This window comes from Streptomyces litchfieldiae (genome assembly GCF_031845365.1).
Taxonomy (GTDB): Bacteria; Actinomycetota; Actinomycetes; order Streptomycetales; family Streptomycetaceae; genus Streptomyces; species Streptomyces litchfieldiae.
On record NZ_JAVREL010000011.1, the window covers coordinates 192,524 to 213,913 of the forward strand.

Consider the following 21,390-nt stretch of genomic DNA (forward strand, 5'->3'; position numbering starts at 1 on the left):
GTTATATTGGCTGTGCACGTTCACAGAGAGGGCCCGGAAGATGCGCATGGAACGACTCGCCTTCGGTGGGGACTACAACCCGGAGCAGTGGCCGGAGGAGGTCTGGCCCGAGGACGTCGCGCTGATGCGCGAGGCGGGCGTGAGCCTCGTCAGCCTCGGGATCTTCTCCTGGGCCCGGCTGGAGCCGCGCGAGGGCCACTTCGAGTTCGGCTGGCTGGACCGGATCATCGACCTGCTGCACGAGGGCGGCATCGGCGTCGACCTCGCCACCCCCACCGTGGTGCCGCCGGCCTGGTTCTACCGCGCCCACCCGGAGGCGCTGCCGGTCAGCCGCGAGGGCGTGCGCTGGGAGTTCGGCTCACGCGGTGCGATCTGCCACAGCTCGCCCGCCTACCACGAGGCCGCCGCCCGGATCACCCGCGCGCTCGGCGAGCGCTACGGCACTCACCCCGCGCTGGCGATGTGGCACGTGCACAACGAGTACGGCGTGCCCGTCCTGGAGTGCTACTGCGAGACCTCCGCCGCCCACTTCCGGCGCTGGCTCGCCGACCGCTACGGCACCGTCGACGCGCTCAACGCGGCCTGGGGCACCGAGTTCTGGGGCCAGCTCTACGGCGACTGGGAGGAGATCCAGCCGCCCCGGCTGACTCCCACCACCGCCAACCCGGCCCAGCGCCTGGACTTCGCGCGCTTCGCCAGCGACAGCGCCCTGGCCAACTTCCGCCGCGAGCGCGACCTGCTGCACGAGCTGTCCCCGGGCGTGCCCGTCACCACCAACTTCATGGTCTCGCCCACTCAGTGCGACACCATCGACTACTGGGCCTGGGGCCGCGAGGTGGACATCGTCACCAACGACCACTACCTCCGCGCCGAGGACGACCGCAACCACATCAACCTCTCCATGGCGGCCGATCTGAGCCGCTCGGTGGGCGCCGGCCGGCCCTGGCTGCTGCTGGAGCACTCCACCAGCGCGGTCAACTGGCAGCCCCGCGGCATCGCCAAGCGCCCCGGCGAGATGGCCCGCAACAGCCTCGCCCATGTCGCGCGCGGCTCCGAGGGCGCCATGTTCTTCCAGTGGCGCGCCTCCCGCGCCGGGGCGGAGAAGTTCCACTCGGCGATGGTCCCGCACGCCGGCACGGACAGCCGCATCTGGCGCGAGATCGTCGAACTGGGCGCGAGCATCGGCGCGTTGGCCCCGGTCCGTGGCACCCGCACCGTCGCCGACGCGGCCGTCGTCTGGGACTGGCAGTCCTGGTGGGCGCAGAAGCTGGAGTGGCGCCCCAGCGAGGACCTGGACACCCGCGAGCGCGCCGAGTCCTGGTACGCCGCGCTGTTCGACCGCCATCTCACCATCGACTTTGTCCCGCCCGAGGCCGCCGACCTGGCCGCCTACCCGCTGGTGGTCGTGCCCGCCCTCTACCTGACCACGCGCGCCGCCGGGCAGAACCTGCGCCGTTACGTCGAGGGCGGCGGCACCCTGGTCGTCTCCTACTTCTCCGGCATCGTCGACGAGCACGACGCCGTCCACCCCGGCCCGCACCCGGGCGCGCTGCGGGACGTACTCGGCCTGACCGTCGAGGAGTTCCAGCCGCTGCGGGCGGGCGAGACCGTGCGGCTGGCCGGACCGAACGGCGGGCGGCTGGCCGCGGACGTCTGGGCGGAGACGGTGGTTCCCGCGGGCGCCGAGCCGGTGTGGACCTACGCCGACGGCCCCGCGGCCGGCGGCCCGGCCATCACCCGGCACCAACTCGGCGCCGGCACCGCCTGGTATGTGTCGGCCCGCCTCGGCCAGGACGGCCTGGACGCCGTTCTCGCCGCCGCCTCCGACGACGCCGGCCTCGCCCCGCGCGACGACCTGCCCCGCGACGTGGAGGTGGTTCGGCGCGCCGGCGAGGGCGGCACCTTCGTCTTCGCCATCAACCACACCGCCTCCGAGGCCAAGGTGGAGCTGGCGGCGCCCGGCACGGAACTGCTCACCGGGGAACGCGTGGCCGGCCCGCTGGCCGTGCCCGCGGGAGCCGTGCGCGTGGTGCACCTGGACCAGTGACCGCCGGGCGGCGCGCCGGCCGGTGGCTCACGGCGCCCGCGCCGTGGCCGACTCCTCCCCGGGCACCCAGGTCGCGCTGCACCTCGCGGAGGGCGGCGACAACGGGGGCACCGTGTGGTGGTTCGACAACGCGCGGTCCCGGGGCGTGCCGTTCGACGTCATCGCCCTGTCGTTCTACGGCTACTGGCACGGCACGCTGGACGACCTCCGGTACAACGTGAACAGCGTCGCTAACCGCTACGGCAAGGACCTGATCGTCGCCGAGACGGCCTACCCGTTCACGCTCGCCGACTCCGACGGGCACGCCAACATCATCGGCAGCCAGAGCCAGTTGGTGTCGGGCTTCCCGGCGAGCTCCCAGGGCCAGGCGAACTGGATCCGCGCGGTGTCCGACGTGCTCGCCGGCGCCTCGAACAGCCGGGGCCGGGGCCTGTTCTACTGGGAGCCGGCCTGGATCGCGACCCGCGGCAACGGCTGGGACCCCGCCGACCCGTCCTCGGGCAACGCCTGGGAGAACCAGGCGCTGTTCGATGACAACGGCCGCGCCCTGCCGGCCGTGCGCTGGGGCTGAACACCCGAAGGGCCCGGCCCCTCCCCTTCCGGGAGGGCCGGGCCCCGCGCGGTGCGCGCCGCCGGGGTTCAGCGCACCGGGGTGAAGTCCCGCGCTCCGATGAACTCCGGACGGCGGACCGGGGCCGCGAACGGCTCGACCGCCGTGTTCTCCACGCTGTTGAAGACGATGAAGACGTTGCTGCGCGGATAGGGCGTGATGTTGTCCCCCGAGCCGTGCATGCAGTTGCAGTCGAACCAGGTCGCCGAGCCCGCCCGGCCGGTGAACAGCTTGATGCCGTGCCGGTCGGCGAAGCCGGTCAGCGCCTCGTCGGAGGGCGTGCCCGCGTCCTGCATCTGGAGCGACTTCTTGTAGTTGTCCTTGGGCGTCTCACCGGCGCAGCCCAGGAACGTCTGGTGCGAGCCGGGCATGATCATCAGCCCGCCGTTGGTGTCGAAGTTCTCGGTGAGCGCGATCGACACCGACACCGCCCGCATCCGGGGCAGCCCGTCCTCGGCGTGCCAGGTCTCGAAGTCCGAGTGCCAGTAGAATCCGCTGGCCCCGAACCCCGGCTTCACGTTGATCCGGCTCTGGTGCACGTACACGTCCGAGCCGAGGATCTGCCGTGCCCGGCCCACCACGCGCGGGTCGCGCACCAGCTCGGCGAACACCTCGCTGATCCTGTGCACCTCGAACACCGACCGGATCTCCTGGGACTTGGGTTCGACGATCGAGCGCTCGTCCGCCCGGATCGCCGGGTCGGACACCAGCCGGTCCAGCTCGGCGCGGTAGGTCAGCACCTCGTCCGGGCCGATGAGCTGCTCGACGGTGGCGAACCCGTCCCGTTCGTAGGCCGCCAGTTCGCCCGAGCCGAACGGCCCCGGCGCGTCGGGGGCGGACCACACCACCGGGTCCTGGCGCGGCGTCGCCACCTCGGCCGCGCCTCGGGTGGGATACAGGTCGGCGGTGCGTTCGGGTGCGGTGGTCATGCTGGTAACTCCCTTCCTCACGCCTCGGTCAGCAGCGGGTAGACGCCGTTCTCGTCGTGGTCCTCCCGGCCGGTCACCGGGGGGTTGAACACGCACAGCACCCGGAAGTCGGTCTTCGGGCGCAGCGTGTGCTTCTCGTGCCCGTCCAGGAGGTACATGGTGCCGGGCCTGATCCAGTGCTTCTCGCCGGTCTCCTCGTTGGTGAGCTCGGCCTCGCCCTCCACACAGAACACGGCCTCGATGTGGTTCGCGTACCACATGCTGGTCTCGGTGCCCGCGTAGAGCACGGTCTCGTGCAGCGAGAAGCCCACGCCCTCCTTGGCGAGGACGATCCGCTTGCTGCGCCAGGTGCCGGAGGCGGAGTGCACGTCCCGGTCGGTTCCCTCGATGTCGCTGAGCGACCTGACGATCACGGTGTTGTTCTTCCTTTCAAACGTTCCTGTCGAGTGCGGCTGGTCGAGTGCAGCCTGTCGAGTGCGGGCGGGTGCTCAGGCGGTCTCGCGGACGGCCCGTTCGAGCACGCGCAGCCCCTCGTCCAGCTCCTCGGGGGTGATGGTCAGCGCCGGGAGCAGCTTGACGACCTCGCTCTCCGGTCCCGACGTCTCCAGCAGCAGGCCCAGCTCGAACGCGCGGCGGCACACGCGGGCGGCGCGCCCCGGGTCGTCGAACGTCAGGCCCCACACGAGGCCGCGGCCCCGGTAGGAGGCGCCCGCGGACGCGTGCTCGGCGGTGATCTCGCGCAGCGCGGCCTCGGTCTGCTCGCCGCGGCCGAGGGTCTGCTTCTCCATCTGGCCGTCGGCCCAGTACGTGTCCAGCGCGGCGGCGGCGGTGACGAACGCCGGGTTGTGGCCGCGGAACGTGCCGTTGTGCTCGCCCGGCTCCCAGATGTCCAGCTCCGGCCGGAACAGCGTGAGCGCCATCGGCAGCCCATAGCCGCTGATGGACTTCGACACCGTCACGATGTCCGGCACGATGCCGGCCTCCTCGAAGGAGAAGAACGGCCCCGTGCGCCCGCAGCCCATCTGGATGTCGTCGACGATCAGCAGCATGTCGTGCCGCCGGCACAGGTCGGCCAGGCCGCGCAGCCACTCGGGCCGGGCGACGTTGACGCCGCCCTCGCCCTGCACCGTCTCCACGATGGTGGCGGCGGGCTTGTTCAGCCCGGAGCCGGCGTCCTCCAGCAGCCGCTCGAACCAGATGAAGTCGGGCGTTCGGCCGTCCAGGTAGTCGTCGAACGGCATCGGCGTGCCGTGCACGAGCGGGATGCCCGCGCCGGCGCGCTTGAACGCGTTGCCGGTGACGGCCAGCGAGCCCAGCGACATGCCGTGGAAGGCGTTGGTGAACGAGATGATCGACTCCCGGCCTTTCACCTTGCGGGCCAGCTTCAGCGCGGACTCCACCGCGTTGGTGCCGGTCGGGCCGGGGAACATGACCTTGTAGTCCAGGTCGCGCGGGCGCAGCACCACGTCCCGGAACGTCTCCAGGAACGCGCGCTTGGCCGTGGTGGACATGTCCAGGGCATGGGTGATGCCGTCGCGCTCCAGGTAGTCGAGCAGGGCGCGTTTCAGCACGGGGTTGTTGTGTCCGTAGTTGAGCGAGCCGGCGCCGGAGAAGAAGTCGAGGTAGGTGTGGCCGTCCTCGTCGTGGAGGTGGCTGCCCCGGGCGCGGTCGAAGACGGTGGGCCAGCCACGGCAGTAGCTGCGCACCTCCGACTCCAGGGTCGTGAAGACGCTCAGGTCGGGCTCGGTGATGGTCACAGCGGTCTCTCCTGGTCTCAGGGGTTCTCTCGCGGGGCGGACGTGGTGTCGGGTTCAGCGGCCGGTGGTGGCGCGGCCCGGTATGGGCCCGATCCGGTACAGCACTTCCGGCTGGTGACCGCGCTCGGGGAACACCCCGGCGTCGAAGAGCACCTCGTTCTCCACGGCGGCCCCGTGCCGCTCGGCGAAGGAGGCGAAGAGGCGGTTGGAGGCGGTGTTGTCCGGTGTGATGGTGGTCTCGATGACGTTCACCCCCAGCTCCCGGCCCGTCCGGCGGGCCAGGGCGTCCAGCATCGCGGCGGCGAGGCCGCGTCCGCGCCGCCCGGCGTCGACGGCGACCTGCCAGATCAGCAGGGTGTGCGGCGCCTCGGGCCGGGTGTAGCCGGTGATGAAGCCGACCGGGGCGCCGGTGGCGTCGCGGGCCACGATCGAGGTGGCCGCGTAGTCACGGCACCACAGCAGGTAGCTGTAGGACGAGTTCAGATCCAGGGCCTCGGAGTCCCGGGCGATGCGCCACAGGGCGGCCCCGTCGTCCAGCCGGGGCGATTCGAGTGTCAGTCCTTCCAGCCCTGCGGGAATTCCACTGTCGAGCAAATCTGGTGCGGCACGTGCATGGTCTGCTTGTGCGGGGCTCATGCGGATTGAATTTACCGAGCAATAGCCGAAATTGCATCGCCGGACGGGGTTAACACGGGCCGGTGGATGTGTTATCGCGCGCGCGTGGACCCCCCCGGTTGTCGGCTGTGAAAAGTCCTGTTCTGTCCGTTAGTTACCGGACAAAACGGTCAATCGTGTGGGGTATGTCACATGTTTGCAACGGAGGTGTGACGCTCGTGATCCGTTCCGGTGATGAGTCAACATCCCGTGGATCGGCCGTTTAGGACCGCGAAAAGCGGGAAGAAGAGCGCCGCAAGCTGTCTCGGAATTAGCACGGGAAACGGCAGTTGAATTTCTTCCGAAAGGGCCGGAGAGGCCGAACGGCGCGAGCGCGAATTATCCGGTGGCAGCGCCGAAGCCGCCACTCGCGGACACCGTGCCCGCCGGGCCCGACCCCGTCACCCGGTAGCGGTCCCCCGACGGGTCGCGGGCGCCCAGATCATGGTCGAACTGGCCCGCGAACATGTGCTCGCCGGGCGGCACCTCCGCCCCGGGGCGCAGCTCCCAGCGGAACACCAGGTCGCCGCCCTCGTTGGCGACCGACAGATCGAAGTCGTTGCCCGGCAGCGTCCGCCACGCGCCCGTCGGCCGCACGCCCTCGCCCGTCACGACCCGCAGCTCCACCGTGAACGACGTCAGCGGCTCGGCCGTCTCCACCGTGATGTTGCTCTGCGACCAGTGCGGGTTGCTGCCCGGATCCACCACCCCGGACGACGGCAGCCGCGTCTCCGCCGCCGCCGGCCCGGCGCCCCCCGGCCCACCGCCGCTCCACCCGGCGATCAGGGCCGCCGCGCCCAGCGTCACCGCCAGCGCCGCCGCCGCGCCCGCCACGCGCAGCCAGCCGCCGCGCCGCGCCGGGGCCGCGGCGATGGCGCGCTCCACGCGCGCCAGCATCCGCCGCCGGTCGGGCTCGTGCCCGGCCGCCGCGGCGCGCAGCATCTCCCGTACCTCGGGGCGGTCTGCCATGGGTCCTCTTCCGCGTTACCGGCGCCGCTCCGGACGCCGCTCACCAACTCCTCCGCTCCACCGGGCCGGTGCGCAGGACGCGGAGGAACTCCTGCGCATCGCCCTCGCCTTCGGGGGCGGCGACCTCGGTGAGCAGTCGTTCCAGCTCGGCCATGCCGCGCGAGGTCTGACTCTTCACGGTACCCACCGAGATCCCGAGGGCGCGCGCGGTCTCCTGCTCGGAGAGGTCGAACGCGTGCCGCAGCACCACACAGGCGCGCTTGCGATACGGCAACCGGCCCAGGGCGGCCCGCACATCGAGCACCGCGGGCACGTCCGGCCCGTCCGCCGACTCCCCGGCGCGGGACCAGAAGAGCGCGATGCGGCGGCGCTCGCGCGTTCTGCTGCGGATCCGGGATCTGGCGAGGTTCGCCACCACGCCGCGGGCGTACGCCAGCGGGTACTCGGCGGTACGCACGCGGTCCCAGTGGTGCCAGATGGCGACCAGTGCGTCGGCGGCCAGATCGTCAGCGCCCTCCGCGCCGTCCGTCCCGCCCAGCAACAGGCGGGCGAGCCGGGACAGTTCGGCGTGGTGCTGCTCGAAGAAGGCGCGGAACTCCTCGCTGGGGCCGGCCACGCCAACCTCCCTCGGTCAACGTCTCAGTGTCCAGCCGAAAACGTTCGACTGGCCGTGCGATGTTCGTCCCTGCGTCAGCCCCCGGCGAGCGTAGCAGCCAATTTGTAGGCTGCCGAGTATGAATGACGGACCGACCGCTCGACCTGCGGATCCGCCGGTGCTCCACATCCGGGGCCGGGTGCTGGCCGGCCCCGGCACCGACGACAGCGGGCCACACGTGCGGGACGAGATCTGGGTGGTCGGTGGCCGGATCACCCACGACCGGCCGCGCGCCGCCCGCGACGTTCTCACGCTCACCGGCTGGGTGCTGCCCGGCCTGGTCGACGCGCACTGCCACGTCGGCCTCGACGCGCACGGCGCCGTCGACGAGGCGACCGCCGAGAAGCAGGCCCTGGCCGACCGCGACGCGGGCGCGCTGCTGCTGCGCGACGCCGGATCGCCCGCCGACACCCGCTGGGTGGACGACCGCGCCGATCTGCCGCGCCTCATCCGGGCCGGCCGCCACATCGCCCGCACCCGCCGCTACATCCGCAACTACGCGCACGAGATCGAACCGGACGAACTCGCCGCCGCCGTCCGGGTCCAGGCCCGGCGCGGCGACGGCTGGGTCAAGCTCGTCGGCGACTGGATCGACCGCGAACGCGGCGACCTCGCGCCCTGCTGGCCCGCCGACGCCCTGCGCGCCGCCATCGCCGCCGCGCACGAGGAGGGCGCCCGGGTCACCGCCCACTGCTTCGCCGAGGACTCGCTGCGCGACCTGGTCGAGGCCGGGATCGACTGCGTCGAGCACGCCACCGGGCTCACCGAGGACACCATCCCGCTATTCGCCGAGCGCGGCGTCGCCATCGTTCCCACCCTCGTCAACATCGCCACCTTCCCCGACCTGGCCGCCGTCGGCGAGGCCAAGTACCCGCGCTGGGCGGGGCACTTGAGGCGGTTGCACGCGCGCCGCCACGACACCGTGCGCGCCGCCCACGACGCCGGGATCCCGGTCTTCACCGGCACCGACGCGGGCGGCTCGCTGCCGCACGGGCTCATCGCCCGGGAAGTGGCCGAACTGGTGACCGCCGGCATCCCGGTCCTGGACGCCCTGTCCGCCGCCACATGGGGCGCCCGCGCCTGGCTCGGCCGGCCCGGACTGACCGAGGGCGCCCCCGCCGACCTGGTCGTCTACGCCGCCGACCCCCGCGAGGACGTGCGCGTGCTCGGCCATCCGGAGCGTGTGGTGCTCAGGGGACAAGTGATCGCCTGAGTTACCCCATTCGGGTGAAGAGCGGGAGCGGGCGGGACAACTGCCTTACGAGCAACGAAAGATGAGCGGCGTCCCAGTCAACTTCCTGTTGGAGTCTCACCCGTGAACAACCCCGCATGCCGTCGCTCCGCCGCAGCCCTGCTCGCCGCCACCGCCCTCCTGGCCCCGGCCGTCCCGGCCGCCGCCGACGAGGGCGGAAGCGGCGGGGAGGGCACGGCGAGCGCGGCCGTGCTGCGCGCCGGACTCGACGTCTCGTTGCTGAACGACGGCGTCCGGCTGCCCCTGGCGGCGAGCCTGAACGAGGTCACGGCGCCCGCCGGCGGCGGCAGCGCCGACGAGACGCTGCTGACCGCGACCCTCGACGGGGTCGACGAGGGCCGGCCGTTCGAGATGCTGAGCGCGGAGGTCGCCTCCGCCACCGCCACGACGGACGCCGGCGGCGCGACGGCGGAGGCGTCTCTCGCCAACGCGCGCGTCCACCTTCCCGGCCTGCCGCTGCTCTCTCTCATCGAGCTCGACGCCGTCTCGGCGCGGGCGACCTGTGTGCCGGGCGAGGAGCCGACGGCCGAGACGGTGATGCCCGCGGCGATCACCGCGCTGGGCCAGGAGGTCGACCTCACCTCGGCAGGTACGACGACCCTGACGGCGCCGGGCGTCGGGGAGGTCGTGCTCGAACTCTCCAGCCAGGAGACGGGCGACGGCACGGCCGCGGCCACCGCGCTGGAGCTGTCGGTCAGCGTGAATCCGCTGGATCTCAACGTCGCGGAGGTGACGGGGACGGTGACGCTGGCCTCGGCGAGCTGCGGTACCCCTGCCGGGGGGGCCGACGAGGAGGCCCCGGCGGGGACTCGGCCGCAGACGTCCGGTGAGGAGCCTGACCTCGCCGAGACGGGGGGTGGGTCGTCGACGCCGTATGTGGTTGGTGGCGGGCTCGGCCTGCTGATGGCCGGTGCGGCCGCGGTTCTGGTCGCGCGGCGGCGTGCGGCGGCCTCCGGCCGGGGGTAACCCTTCGGGGCGCGTCGTTGGGGATCTGCCGTTGGCACTGTGCGGGTTGTGTTGGGTTGATCGCGCGGTTCCCCGCGCCCCTGGGGGGATCTGCCGTTGGGACTGTGCGGGTTGTGTTGGGTTGATCGCGCGGTTCCTCGCGCCCCTTATGGGGCGGCTTGGGTCAGGGCCCGGGTGAAGGCGTCGGATGTTGTCCGGTCGCGGACCGCGATGCGGAGCCAGCCCGGGGTCAGGCCGGGGAACGTGTCGGCTCGGCGTACTGCCCAGCCCAGGGTGCGGAGGCGTTCGCGCAGTGCGGTGCCCTGGGGGTGGTGGATCAGTACGAACGGTGCGCGGGGGGCCGGGGTGGCGGTGCGGATCGTGGGGAAGGTGGCCAGGCGGGACAGGAGATGGTCCCGGTGCGCCGCCGTCTCCCGGGCCGCCGCCGTCGCCTCGGCCAGTGCCCGGGGCGTGGAGCACGCCGCCGCGGCGGCCAGCGCGGGTGCGGCCACCGGCCACAGCGGCTGCCCCTCGGCCAGTGCCTCGACGATTCCCGGCTCGGCCAGCACATAGCCGATCCGCAGCCCCGCCAGGCCCCAGGTCTTGGTGAGGCTGCGCAGCACCACCAGCCCGGGCAGGGTGCCCACGGCCGGGGCCAGTGACTCCGGTTCGCCGGGCACCGCGTCCATGAACGCCTCGTCCACCACCAGCAGCCGCCCCGGCCCGGCCAGCTTCGCCAGATCGGCGGCCGGGTGCAGGACCGAGGTGGGGTTGGTCGGGTTTCCCACCATGACCAGCCCCGCCCCGGCGGGCACGGCCGCGGGGTCGAGGCGGAAGCCGTTCCGCTCGGGCAGGAGCACCCGCCGCACCGGGTGCCCGGCCGCTCGCAGCGCCGCCTCCGGCTCGGTGAACTGCGGGTGCACGACGACGAGTTCGCCGTCGGTCGGCAGCCGGTCCAGCGCGCGGGCCAGCAGGACGAACGCCTCGGCCGCGCCCGCCGTCAGCAGCACGCACTCCTCCGGCAGCCCGTGCCGCCGCGCCACCGCCCGGCGCGCCGCCCGGCCGTCGGGGTAGGCGGCGAGCGAGTCCAGCGAGGCCGCGATCGCCTCCCGCAGCCAGCCCGGCGGGGTCCCGGCGCGGACGTTCACGGCGAGGTCGATCAGCTTCCCGGCACCCGGCCCGCGCAGTTCGGCGTCCCCGTGGTGCCGCAGGTCAGTGGACATGCGCGTGCCCGTGGTCGCCGGGATGGTGGTGCGGTCGCTGCGGCTGCCCGACCCGGTCGGCGAAGCCGGGCAGCGCGACGCGGTAGACGCACGCGTCGCAGTTCATCCGGATGTCGCCGTGCACCGTCTCGCGGTACCGGGCCAGCACCAGGGCCCGCACGCGGTCCGGCAGCACGACGATCCGGCACGCGCCCAGCGCGCGGCAGCGGTCCAGGCCGGTGGCCACGTCCGGCGCGGCCAGCGACACGAACGCCGTCTCCACCCCGGCGAACGCTCGTCCCTCCCACAGCAGTCGGGCCGCCTTGAACACCTCCGCGTTGGCGTCCGGGGCGGTCGAGCCGCGCCCCACGAGCAGCCCCGTGGTGCCCGGCCGCGCGTCCGGGGGCGCCACCTCGTCGACGCGCCGCTCCAGCACCGCCAGCAGATCCGGGTGCGGGCCCAGCGGCTGGCCGTGGGAGCAGAACGCGACGGCGAGGCCGGCCTCGGCCGCCGCCCGCACCCGCCGTTCGACGACCTCCCACGGGGCGTGCAGGTCGGAGCGGCTGATCGTGGCGTGATCGTGCCCGAACGGCGCGCCGAGCCCGGAGGCGAGCACCCGGGGGCCGGGGCGCAGCAGATCGGTGATCCGCGCCAGGTACTGGTCCAGCCCGACGACGGCGAGCCGGCCGCGCGGGCGGCGGCGAACGGCGCGCCCGCCTCGGCGGCCGGGTGGCCGGGCAGCGGAACGCCGAGCTGGCGGGCGGCCTCGACGAGCCCGGGCTCCCCGGTCCTGGCGTGCACGGTCGCCAGCTCGGCGACTCGTCATGGCGCTCCCGGCGGGATGAAGGGGAGGCCGCCGGGAGCGCCCTCCTCGATGAGCCGCAGCAGGGCGGCGGTGTCCGCGTGTTCCTCGATGAGGTCGCCCAGCTTGTCGAGCTGCGCCTCGCGCAGCGCGCCGAACGCCGTGCCGGGCGCCGGCGTGAAGTCCCGGCCGGCGTCCGCCGCGATGCGGGCCAGGAACGCCCGGCGGAACGCGTCGCTCTCCAGCGAGCCGTGCCAGTGGGTGCCCCAGACGGACCCGACGCGGCAGCCGTCGAGGAACGGCTCGCCGCCGGTCACCTCGGCGACGCCGTGGTGGATCTCGTAGCCCGCCACGGGCGCGCCCAGGGCCGAACCGGCTGGGCGCGCCAGGGCCTTCTCGGCGGCGAACCGCACCCGCACCGGCAGCAGGCCGAGCCCGGCGACGGTGCCGGCCCGGGACTCCACGTGGTCCTCGATCACTTCGCCCAGGATCTGGAACCCGCCGCAGATCCCCAGCACCGGCCGTCCCTCGGCGGCCCGCCCCAACAGTGCGTCGGCCAGGCCGCGTTCGCGCAGCCAGGCCAGCGCCCGCACCGTGCCGCGGGTGCCCGGCAGCACCGTCAGATCGGCGTCGGCCGCCTCCTCGGGCCGGTCGGTGAAGCGCACGGCGACGCCCGGCTCGGCGGCCAGCGCGTCCACGTCCGTGAAGTTCGACATCAGCGGCAGCGCCACCACGGCGACCCGCAGCACGTCGCGGCCGTGCGGCGGGGCGGTCTCCGTCTCCCGGAGGGTGCCGCGCAGCGACAGCCGCAGCCCGTCCTCCTCGTCGATGCCGAGGCCGTGCCGGTGCGGGAGGACGCCGAGCACCGGGCGGCCGGTGAGGCCGCGCAGCATGTCCAGGCCCGGGGTCAGCAGCGCCGGGTCGCCGCGGAACTTGTTCACCAGATACCCGGCGACCAGCCGCTGGTCGGCCGCCGACAGCAGCGCCGTGGTGCCGAAGAAAGAGGCGAACGCGCCGCCGCGGTCGATGTCGCCGACGATCACCACGGGCAGGCCGGCGGCGCGGGCCAGCCCCATGTTGACGATGTCGCCGTGCCGGAGGTTGATCTCGGCCGGGCTGCCCGCCCCCTCGCAGATCACCGCGTCGTAGCGGGCGCGCAGTTCGGCGAGGCAGTCGGTCACGGTGCCCAGCAGCCGCCGTTGCCGCTCCTCGTGGTAGCCCCGGGCGCTCACCTCGCCCACGGCCCGGCCCAGCAGCACCACCTGCGAGCCGCGGTCGCCGCCGGGCTTGAGCAGCACCGGGTTCATCAGGGCGGTCGGCTCGGTGCGGGCGGCGGCGGCCTGCATCGCCTGGGCCCGGCCGATCTCGGCGCCCTCGCGGGTGACGAACGAGTTCAGCGACATGTTCTGCGCCTTGAACGGCGCGACCCGCACGCCCTTGCGGGCCAGCCAGCGGCAGATCCCGGCCGTGACCACGCTCTTGCCCGCGTCGGAGGTGGTGCCCGCCACCAGCAGCGCCCCGCCGGTCACCGCCGTCCCTCCCCGGTCACCGCCGTCCCTCCCCGGTCACGCGTTCCCCGGTCAGGCGCTCCCCGGCGGCGCGCGCCGCGCAGCACACGACGAGCGCGAGCGCCCCCACGCGGCGGGACAGCGCCACGGCCCGTTCGATGTCGGCCACCTCGACGGGCCTTCCCCCGGCGTTGAGCACCGGGCGGTGCTCCACCCGCCCGCCGTAGGACAGCGTCCCGCCCAGCCGCACCCCGAGCGCCCCGGCGAACGCGGCCTCCACCGGGCCGGCGTTGGGGCTGGGGTGGCGGTGCCCGTCGGCGCGCCAGGCGCGCAGCGCGCCGCGCGGATCGGGGCCCGCGGCGGCGGCCAGCGCGGCGGTGAGCCGGGCCCCGGGCCAGCCCGCCAGATCGTCCAGCCGGGCCGAGGCCCAGCCGAAGTTCCGGTGCCGCGGCGAGCGGTGGCCGACCATCGCGTCCAGCGTGTTGACCGCCCGGAACGCGGCCAGCCCCGGCACCCCGGCCGCGGCGCCCCACACCAGGGCGCCGACGACCGCGTCGGAGGTGTTCTCGGCGACCGACTCCACGACGGCGCGGGCCAGCGCCCGTTCGTCCAGCGCGGCCGGGTCGCGCCCGCACAGCCGGGGCAGCAGCTCCCGGGCCCGGTCCGTGTCGCCGGCCGCCAGGGCGGCGCCGACGGCCCGCGCCTCGCGCGCCAGGCCGGTGCCGCCGAGCACCGCCCAGGCGGTCGCGGCGGTCAGCGCGGGGGCGCCGGCCCGGCCGGCGCGGCGGGCGAGCAGCGCGGCGAGGGCCGCCGTGCCGCCCGCGCACAGCGCGGTGTACAGGGCGCCGGCGGCGCGGTGGTCGCGCCACAGGCGCCGTTCGAGGGCGGAGGCGGCGCGGCCGAAGCCGGCCACGGGGTGGCCCCGGCGGGGGTCGCCGGTGAGCAGGTCGCCGAGGTAGCCCAGGGCCATGCCGTACGCCGTCGCGTGGGGTACGCGCATGACCTCAGCCGCCCGTCGTCACACCTCGCGGGGGTGCGGGCAGGGCAGGGGTGGGCGGGGAAGCGCCAGTCATAACGGGGTGTCCTCACTCAGGGTCCGCGCCCTGGTTCGACGTGACCGGCGGTGAGAGTCTCCTGGCTCCCGGATCGACGCTTCCCCCGGCCTTCCAGCTCCGGGATTCGGTGGGGCCGTGACGCACGGTGGGGGAGGGCTCCCCGGTGACAGTGGCGGGACCGCGCCGGATTCGCACCGGCTTCCTCTCCTGCCGCCGTTTGGCACCGAAGAGTCCACCATGTGCCGCGGAACGCCGTCAACCTCGCCTTCCCGGGAGGACGTTCCCCCGGCTCAGGTGGCGACGATGAAGATGCCGTAGCCGACCGCCGCCGCGCACAGCGCGAACGACAGGTATCCGGCCGGCCGCGTCCGCGAGGTGGCGGAGCCGGTCCGGATGCCGACGGAGAAGAGGCCGACCAGCGCCACGGTCAGCAGCACGGAGACGAGAACGACCTGGCCGAGGACGGCCCATTCGATGTGCACGGATGACCCCGGACTTCAGGAGAGGGCGGAGGAGGCGGACGGGGAGGGCGACGGCGCCGCGGCGGGAGCCGGAACGGTCACCGGGGCGGGCCCGGCGGGTGCGTCGATGTCACCTTCGCGGTCACTGTCGTTCACCTCGGTGTCGTTCACATTGGAGTGGTCGACCGGCTTGCGGCGGGCCAGCAGCCAGATGCCGACGCTGGCGACGACCAGCAGCGCGGCGACAAGGGCCACGCCCCAGTCGCCCCGCTCGGCGAGCAGCGCGCCCAGGGCGCCGATGGTCCCGGCGGCCGGCAGCGTCATGCCCCAGGCCGCGACCATGCGCGTCGCGGTGGACCAGCGCACCACGCCGCCCTTGCGGCCCAGGCCGCTGCCCATCACGGAGCCGGAGCAGACCTGGGTGGTGGACAGCGCGAAGCCCATGTGGGACGAGGCGAGGATCGTGGTCGCGGCGCTCGTCTGGGCGGCGAACCCCTGCGGCGGCTCGATGTCGGTCAGGCCCCGGCCCATGGTGCGGATGATGCGCCAGCCGCCCAGGTAGGTGCCCAGTGCGATGGCGGCCCCGGCCGAGGTGATGACCCACAGCGGCGGGTCGGCGCCGGGCGCCAGCGAACCGCCCGCGATCAGGGCCAGCGTCATCACGCCCATCGTCTTCTGGGCGTCGTTGGTGCCGTGCGCAAGGGAGACCAGCGCGGCCGAGGCGATCTGCCCGGTCCGGTACCCCCGGGCGCTGTAGCGCTCGTCGGCACCGCGCGTGAGCCGGTAGGTGAGCCGGGTGGCCAGCAGCGCGGCGGTCCCCGCGACCAGCGGCGCGGCGATGGCGGGGATGACGACCTTGGCCACGACGGCGTCGCCGTTGACCGCGCCGGTGCCCACCGAGGCCACGGTCGCGCCGATCAGGCCGCCGAAGAGGGCGTGCGAGGAACTGGAGGGGAGGCCCGCGAGCCAGGTCAGCAGGTTCCAGAGGATGGCCCCGACGAGACCGGCGAAGATGACTTCGGGCGCGATGCCCGCCTCCTCGTCGATGATGCCGCCGGAGATGGTGCGCGCGACCTCGACCGAGAGGAACGCGCCGACGAGGTTCAGCACCGCCGACATCGCCACCGCCGCGCGCGGTTTCATGGCCCCGGTCGAGATGGTGGTGGCCATGGCGTTGGCCGTGTCGTGGAAGCCGTTGGTGAAGTCGAACGCCAGGGCCGTGATGATCACGATCGCGATCAGCAACGTTATGTGTTCCATGTATCGGACAATCATTCGGCGGGTCGGGGGCAAGCGCCGTTAACGTAGGGTGAATAGGTGAACGAGAGATGAACTTGTGGCGGCGTGTTCCCGCCGAATGGCGGCGGGCCTGGAAAGAACTGATCGAACACGCCCGGCGGACGGTCGCCGACGGCCTCGTCGTGGGCACCTCGGGCAACCTGTCCGTGCGCCTCGGCGACACCGTTCTGGTCACCCCGAGCGGCGTCCCGTACGACCTGCTGCGCCCCCGCGACCTGCTGGCCGTGGACCTGGCGGGCCGCCCCCGCGCCGGCACGCTGCCGCCGACCAGCGAGCTGCCGATGCATCTGGCGGTCTACCGCACGACGGACGCCACCGCCGTGGTCCACACCCACGCGGTGCACGCGACGGCCGTCTCCACGCTGGTGGACGAGCTGCCGCCGATCCACTACATGACCGCCGCCCTGGGCGGCCCGGTCCGCGTCGCGCCCTACGCCATCTACGGCAGCGACGAGCTGGCCGCCCACATGCTCACCGCCCTGCGCGACCGCACCGGCTGTCTGCTGCGCAACCACGGCACGGTCGTCCACGGCCACAGCCTGCGGCAGGCGTACGACAACACGGCCCAGTTGGAGTGGATGTGCCGCCTCTGGCTCACCGCCACCGCGAACCCCGGCCGGACCCCCACCCTGATATCCGAGGCGGAGCTGACCCGCGTCGGGGAGAAGTTGCGCCACTACGGGCGGCACCGGCCCGCCGCGTAACAGACCCGCCGCTCCGGTGGCACGGCACGCGGTCCGCCACCATGCTTGGGGGCATGCGTCGGCGCACGACGGCGGCCGTGGCCGCCACCACACTGCTGAGTGCCGGGGCGGTCGTGGCCGCGGTCGCCGCTGGGCGGTGGGCCTATGACGCCGCCCGCGTCCGGCGGCCGCCCGGGTTCGCGGGGGCGCGGCTGTCCGTGCACTCCACGGCGGCCGGACAGGTCACCCTCACCCGCTCCCTGCACTCCCTCCGCCGCGGCACCTACGGCCTGGCGGGCAAGTCCTGCCACGCCGTCGTCGGCCCCCCGCTGGAGGTGCGCGCCGGCCCCGACAGCGTTGTGCGGCGCCTGGAGCGGGTCGACCACGGCGAGCTGACCCCCGGCGCCCCGGTCACCCTCACCCCGCAGCTGCACCTCGGCACCCCCGAGTCCGCCCTCGGCATCACCCACACCGACGTCTCGATCCCCGCCCCCGACGGCCCGCTGCCCGCCTGGTTCATCCCCGGCTCCCGCGACACCTGGGTGATCGCCCTGCACGGATTCGGCGCCACCCGCGAACACCCGCTCAACATCGTGCCGTTCCTGCACGACCAGCACCTCCCCGTACTCATCCCCGCGCACCGCGGCGCCTGGCGGGACGCCGACGCCGCCCTCGGCTACGCCCTCGGATACGGGGCCCGGTGCGTCGTGCTGTACGGCTGGTCCACCGGCGCCGCCATGGCCCTGCGCGCCGCCGCCCACTCCGAGGCCCGCGACCGCGTCGCCGGACTCGTCCTCGACTCGCCGGTCCTGGACCCGGCCGCGACCCTGCGCGCCCTGGCCGCCCGCCGCGGCGTTCCCGGTCCGCTGCTGCCGCTGGTCACCGGCGGCCGGCCGCAGAAGGCCGCCGAGCCGCCGCCCGCGCCCCCGCCGCCCGGCGAGAGCGGCGCCCCCGTGCCGGTCCTCGTCCTGCACGGCCCCGGCGACACCGTGGCCCCCTGGGACGCCTCCCGCGACCTGGCCGCCCGCCACCCCGAGAGCGTCACCCTCCACGTGATCGCCGACGCCGAGCACGCGGCCATGTGGAACGCCGACCCGCCCGCCTACGAGGAGCGGCTGCGCCGTTTCCTGACGCCGCTCATGTGAGCCCGCCGAGCGCGTCCATATGCCCCTGCGGGGCAGGGGGTTTGGGCTTTCCCGGCCCGACCGGTGAAACTGCTCACGTGACGTCCCGAACTCCGCGTGAGCCCCGGTTGCGACTTGTCCCACAAACCCCTCCCCAGCGCGCCGCGACGAGCAGGCGCCCGCAGGCCGGCAGACGCACGCCCACCCCGCCCAGAGGCGTCGCCCCCCAGGACGAACTGGCCCGCCGCGCGCGCGTTCTGCTCGCCGACGCCGTCCGGCTGGCCCACTGGGCGCAGCGCACCAACACCTCGCCGGAGGCCGCCGCCGACCGCGCCGCTGCCGAGCTCGGACTGACCGTCGGCCAAGTGCGCGACCACTGGGGCCGCGCCCGGCTGGCCGGCCTCATCGAGCAGGGCGGCGAGGGCGCCGAGGCGGTGCGCGCCGGCTGGCGGCTGCGCGCCTGGGACCGCGACGACACGGCGGCGCTGCGCGGCTGGGTCGCGCTGTTCGACGCCTGGTCCCTGGCCCGTCCGGCCCCGCCGGACGCCGACCCCGGCGCGGTGGCCGACGTCGTCGCCGCCGTGCCCCAACTGCTGTCCGTGATGTATCTCTCCGACGGCCCGGTCACCGGCGCCGGGCTCATCGACCTGGTCCGGCAGCGCATCCTCGAACTGCGGGCCGACCGCGGCCCGGCCGACGGGATAACGGACGAGGGCGACACCGCCGAGCTGGTCCGGCTGCTGGGCTGGGCGCTGGACGCCCTCGCCTCCGTCGGCGCCCTCACCCTCCACGCACGCGGCCACCACCCCGAACGGGCCCGCCTCACCGAACTCGGCGGCTGGGCGATGTGGACCAAGCTGGAGCACATCTGCATCGCCGCCCAGAGCCCGGCCGGGAACATCGAGCAGTCGGCCGTCGCCATGCTGCGCGGCTGCGCCGGCCTCACCCCCGGCCCGGCCCGCGCCGAGTACCGCGCCTGGCTGGCCGCCCGGCCCGCCGGCCCGGCCGTCACCGAGCTGCTGGAGGCCGCGCGCGGCGAGGACGCGCTCATCCGCGGCCTCGCGTTCGAGGCGCTGCGGGTGGTCGGCGCCCCCGCGCTGCCCGCCCTGCGCGCCGCCGCCGACGAGCCGGTCCTGCGCCCCTACGCGCTGCTGTGGCTGGCCGACCACGAGGCGGGCGACCCGCGCGACCACACCGACTCCCCGCACGGCGTGCTGACCCGGGCCGAGGCCACCTGGCTGTGGGTGGACACCGCCTCGGCCGCCCAGGAGCACGGCGCCGAGCGGCTCCTGCTGGACCACCTCGACGCGGCGCCCCAGCCCAATGTGGCCGACCTGGTCAACGAGATCCGCACCTGCGGCCACCCCCGCACGGTGCAGGTGCTGCTCGCCCTGGCCGCGGCCCACCCGGACCCCGCCATCGCCAAACGGGTGCGCCGGGCCGCGTTCCAGGTGCACACCGGTGGCGCGTGACCGCCCGCACCGCGACGGGGATATCCGCTTGCGCCGCGCCGTTAGAATGAACCGCATGGACATTCTGCTCCTCGTGCATTAGCGGACGTACGCCCTCCACCCGACCCGAGCCCGTACGTTCCCTCCCGCGTTCCTGGAGTCCGTCCATGATCACCGCCTCCGGCATCGAGCTGCGCGCCGGTGCCCGCGTTCTCATCGAGTCCGCGTCGTTCCGCGTCGCCCAGGGCGACCGCATCGGCCTCGTCGGCCGCAACGGCGCCGGCAAGACCACCCTGACCAAATGCCTCGCCGGCGAGGGCGTGCCGGCCGGCGGCACCATCACCCGCGGCGGCGAGGTCGGCTACCTGCCGCAGGACCCGCGCACCGGCGACCTCGACGTCCTGGCCCGCGACCGCATCCTGGCCGCCCGCGGCCTGGACACCGTGCTGCGCGGCATGCGGGAGAACGAGCAGCGCATGGCCAGCGCCCAGGGCGATGTCCGGGACCGCGCGATGCGCCGGTACGAGCGGCTGGAGACCGAGTTCCTCACCAAGGGCGGGTACGCCGCCGAGGCGGAGGCCGCCACCATCGCGGCCAGCCTCGGACTGCCCGACCGCGTGCTCGGCCAGCCCCTGCACACTCTCTCCGGCGGCCAGCGCCGCCGTGTCGAGCTGGCCCGCATCCTCTTCTCGGATGCCGACACCCTGCTGCTGGACGAGCCGACGAACCACCTCGACGCCGACTCCGTCGTCTGGCTGCGCGACTTCCTGAAGACCTACCGCGGCGGCCTCATCGTGATCTCCCACGACAACAACCTCATCGAGACCGTCGTCAACAAGGTCTTCTACCTCGACGCCAACCGCGCCCAGATCGACATCTACAACATGGGCTGGAAGCAGTACCAGGTCCAGCGCGAGGCCGACGAGAAGCGCCGCAGGCGCGAGCGGGCCAACGCCGAGAAGAAGGCCGCCGCCCTCAACGCCCAGGCCGACAAGATGCGCGCCAAGGCCACCAAGGCCGTCGCCGCGCAGAACATGGCCCGGCGCGCCGAGCGGCTGCTGGCCGGCCTGGAGGGCGAGCGGCAGCAGGACAAGGTGGCCAAGCTCCGCTTCCCGGACCCGGCCCCCTGCGGCAAGACCCCGCTGATGGCCGGCTCGCTGTCCAAGTCGTACGGCTCGCTGGAGATCTTCACCGACGTCTCGCTCGCCATCGACCGGGGCTCGCGCGTGGTCATCCTCGGCCTCAACGGCGCGGGCAAGACGACGCTGCTGCGGCTGCTGGCCGGGATCGAGAAGCCCGACTCCGGCGAGGTCGTCCCCGGCCACGGCCTCAAGCTCGGGTACTACGCCCAGGAGCACGAGACGCTGGACGAGAACCGCACCGTGCTGGAGAACATGCGCTCCGCCGCGCCGGACATGGACATGGTCGACGTGCGCAAGACGCTGGGCTCGTTCCTGTTCTCCGGCGACGACGTCGACAAGCCGGCCGGGGTGCTGTCCGGCGGCGAGAAGACGCGGCTGGCGCTGGCCACCCTCGTCGTCTCCTCGGCCAACGTGCTGCTGCTGGACGAGCCCACGAACAACCTGGACCCGGCCAGCCGCGAGGAGATCCTGGGCGCGCTGCGCAGCTTCACGGGCGCCGTCGTGCTCGTCACCCACGACGAGGGCGCGGTGGACGCGCTCCAGCCGGAGCGCATCATCCTGCTGCCCGACGGCGTCGAGGACCTGTGGAGCGCGGACTACGCGGACCTCGTCGCCCTCGCTTGAGGCGGCCGGGGTCCGTCGTTTGTGATCATGCGGGATGGATCATTCGGCCGACGCTTGATCATTCATCTGAGTGAGAGGCGTCGTACTTCGGCGTGTCACCGCGACTGACCCGGCTCTGCCCCTTCGAACACCGCTGACCTGCCCGTTCACCCCCGTCCAGGGGCCCGGCGGCGGCCGTCCACGCACCGGGCCGACGGCCGCCGCTGTCCGCTTGTCGTATG

The 21,390-nt window shown here is 73.9% G+C and carries 20 protein-coding genes and 1 riboswitch; of the genes, 8 read left to right on the top strand and 12 right to left on the bottom strand.

Annotated elements, in window-relative coordinates; translation table 11 throughout:
- The first annotated feature begins 46 nt into the window (after positions 1-46).
- A complete protein-coding gene (locus RM590_RS19810; RefSeq protein ID WP_311705963.1) occupies positions 47-2,047 on the top strand; it encodes a beta-galactosidase in 2,001 nt (666 codons plus the stop codon).
- A gap of 22 nt (positions 2,048-2,069) precedes the next feature.
- Positions 2,070-2,618, top strand: coding sequence for a glycosyl hydrolase 53 family protein (locus RM590_RS19815; RefSeq protein WP_311705964.1), 549 nt, complete (start codon positions 2,070-2,072; stop codon positions 2,616-2,618).
- 68 nt (positions 2,619-2,686) lie between these two features.
- Here the strand turns inward: RM590_RS19815 and thpD are convergent, their stop codons facing one another.
- The 6 genes from thpD to RM590_RS19845 all read right to left on the bottom strand — a co-directional run bounded on the left by thpD (position 2,687) and on the right by RM590_RS19845 (position 7,582).
- Positions 2,687-3,586 (bottom strand): ectoine hydroxylase, encoded by a 900-nt coding sequence (gene thpD / locus RM590_RS19820; protein WP_311705965.1) that lies wholly within the window; start codon positions 3,584-3,586, stop codon positions 2,687-2,689.
- A 17-nt stretch (positions 3,587-3,603) separates the two neighbouring features.
- Positions 3,604-3,999 carry an ectoine synthase gene (locus RM590_RS19825; protein WP_311705966.1) on the bottom strand — a complete coding sequence of 132 codons (396 nt, stop codon included), beginning with the start codon at positions 3,997-3,999 and terminating at the stop codon, positions 3,604-3,606.
- Positions 4,000-4,074: 75 nt separating this feature from the next.
- Entirely contained in the window at positions 4,075-5,343 is a 1,269-nt protein-coding gene (ectB, locus tag RM590_RS19830; RefSeq protein ID WP_311705967.1) for a diaminobutyrate--2-oxoglutarate transaminase, read from the bottom strand.
- Positions 5,344-5,397: 54 nt separating this feature from the next.
- A complete protein-coding gene (gene ectA / locus RM590_RS19835) occupies positions 5,398-5,979 on the bottom strand; it encodes a diaminobutyrate acetyltransferase (RefSeq protein ID WP_311705968.1) in 582 nt (193 codons plus the stop codon).
- Positions 5,980-6,336: 357 nt separating this feature from the next.
- Positions 6,337-6,966: a hypothetical protein gene (locus RM590_RS19840; RefSeq protein ID WP_311705969.1), complete on the bottom strand. Its 630-nt coding sequence runs from the start codon at positions 6,964-6,966 to the stop codon at positions 6,337-6,339.
- 40 nt (positions 6,967-7,006) lie between these two features.
- On the bottom strand, positions 7,007-7,582 hold the full coding sequence (locus RM590_RS19845; RefSeq protein WP_311705970.1) for a SigE family RNA polymerase sigma factor: 576 nt from the start codon (positions 7,580-7,582) through the stop codon (positions 7,007-7,009).
- Positions 7,583-7,700: 118 nt separating this feature from the next.
- Between RM590_RS19845 and RM590_RS19850 the strand changes: the two genes are divergently transcribed.
- Together RM590_RS19850 and RM590_RS19855 are read left to right on the top strand one after the other, a co-directional pair.
- Entirely contained in the window at positions 7,701-8,834 is a 1,134-nt protein-coding gene (locus RM590_RS19850; protein ID WP_311705971.1) for an amidohydrolase family protein, read from the top strand.
- Positions 8,835-8,936: 102 nt separating this feature from the next.
- Positions 8,937-9,839 (top strand): SCO1860 family LAETG-anchored protein, encoded by a 903-nt coding sequence (locus RM590_RS19855; RefSeq protein ID WP_311705972.1) that lies wholly within the window; start codon positions 8,937-8,939, stop codon positions 9,837-9,839.
- Positions 9,840-9,985: 146 nt separating this feature from the next.
- Here RM590_RS19855 and cobC read toward each other — a convergent pair whose 3' ends face one another.
- The 6 genes from cobC to RM590_RS19885 all read right to left on the bottom strand — a co-directional run bounded on the left by cobC (position 9,986) and on the right by RM590_RS19885 (position 16,106).
- Positions 9,986-11,041 (bottom strand): Rv2231c family pyridoxal phosphate-dependent protein CobC, encoded by a 1,056-nt coding sequence (gene cobC / locus RM590_RS19860; RefSeq protein WP_311705973.1) that lies wholly within the window; start codon positions 11,039-11,041, stop codon positions 9,986-9,988.
- Positions 11,031-11,846, bottom strand: a complete 816-nt coding sequence (locus RM590_RS19865; protein ID WP_311705974.1) for a CbiX/SirB N-terminal domain-containing protein — start codon at positions 11,844-11,846, stop codon at positions 11,031-11,033. The genes cobC and RM590_RS19865 overlap by 11 nt, the downstream gene beginning before the upstream one ends.
- A complete protein-coding gene (locus tag RM590_RS19870) occupies positions 11,843-13,351 on the bottom strand; it encodes a cobyric acid synthase (protein WP_311705975.1) in 1,509 nt (502 codons plus the stop codon). The genes RM590_RS19865 and RM590_RS19870 overlap by 4 nt, the downstream gene beginning before the upstream one ends.
- Positions 13,352-13,367: 16 nt before the next feature.
- Positions 13,368-14,330, bottom strand: coding sequence for a cobalamin biosynthesis protein (locus RM590_RS19875; protein ID WP_311705976.1), 963 nt, complete (start codon positions 14,328-14,330; stop codon positions 13,368-13,370).
- 128 nt (positions 14,331-14,458) lie between these two features.
- A riboswitch (cobalamin riboswitch) is annotated at positions 14,459-14,589 on the bottom strand.
- A gap of 86 nt (positions 14,590-14,675) precedes the next feature.
- Positions 14,676-14,867: a hypothetical protein gene (locus RM590_RS19880; protein ID WP_311705977.1), complete on the bottom strand. Its 192-nt coding sequence runs from the start codon at positions 14,865-14,867 to the stop codon at positions 14,676-14,678.
- A gap of 15 nt (positions 14,868-14,882) precedes the next feature.
- Entirely contained in the window at positions 14,883-16,106 is a 1,224-nt protein-coding gene (locus RM590_RS19885) for an inorganic phosphate transporter (RefSeq protein ID WP_311705978.1), read from the bottom strand.
- Positions 16,107-16,174: 68 nt separating this feature from the next.
- Here RM590_RS19885 and RM590_RS19890 point away from each other — a divergent pair, with 68 nt between their 5' ends.
- From RM590_RS19890 to RM590_RS19905, 4 genes are all read left to right on the top strand, one after another.
- Positions 16,175-16,849, top strand: coding sequence for a class II aldolase/adducin family protein (locus RM590_RS19890; RefSeq protein WP_311705979.1), 675 nt, complete (start codon positions 16,175-16,177; stop codon positions 16,847-16,849).
- Between the two features lie 53 nt (positions 16,850-16,902).
- Positions 16,903-17,973, top strand: a complete 1,071-nt coding sequence (locus RM590_RS19895) for an alpha/beta hydrolase (RefSeq protein ID WP_311705980.1) — start codon at positions 16,903-16,905, stop codon at positions 17,971-17,973.
- Positions 17,974-18,050: 77 nt separating this feature from the next.
- Positions 18,051-19,424: a hypothetical protein gene (locus RM590_RS19900; protein ID WP_311705981.1), complete on the top strand. Its 1,374-nt coding sequence runs from the start codon at positions 18,051-18,053 to the stop codon at positions 19,422-19,424.
- A gap of 146 nt (positions 19,425-19,570) precedes the next feature.
- Positions 19,571-21,169, top strand: a complete 1,599-nt coding sequence (locus tag RM590_RS19905) for an ABC-F family ATP-binding cassette domain-containing protein (protein WP_311705982.1) — start codon at positions 19,571-19,573, stop codon at positions 21,167-21,169.
- Positions 21,170-21,390 lie beyond the last annotated feature (221 nt).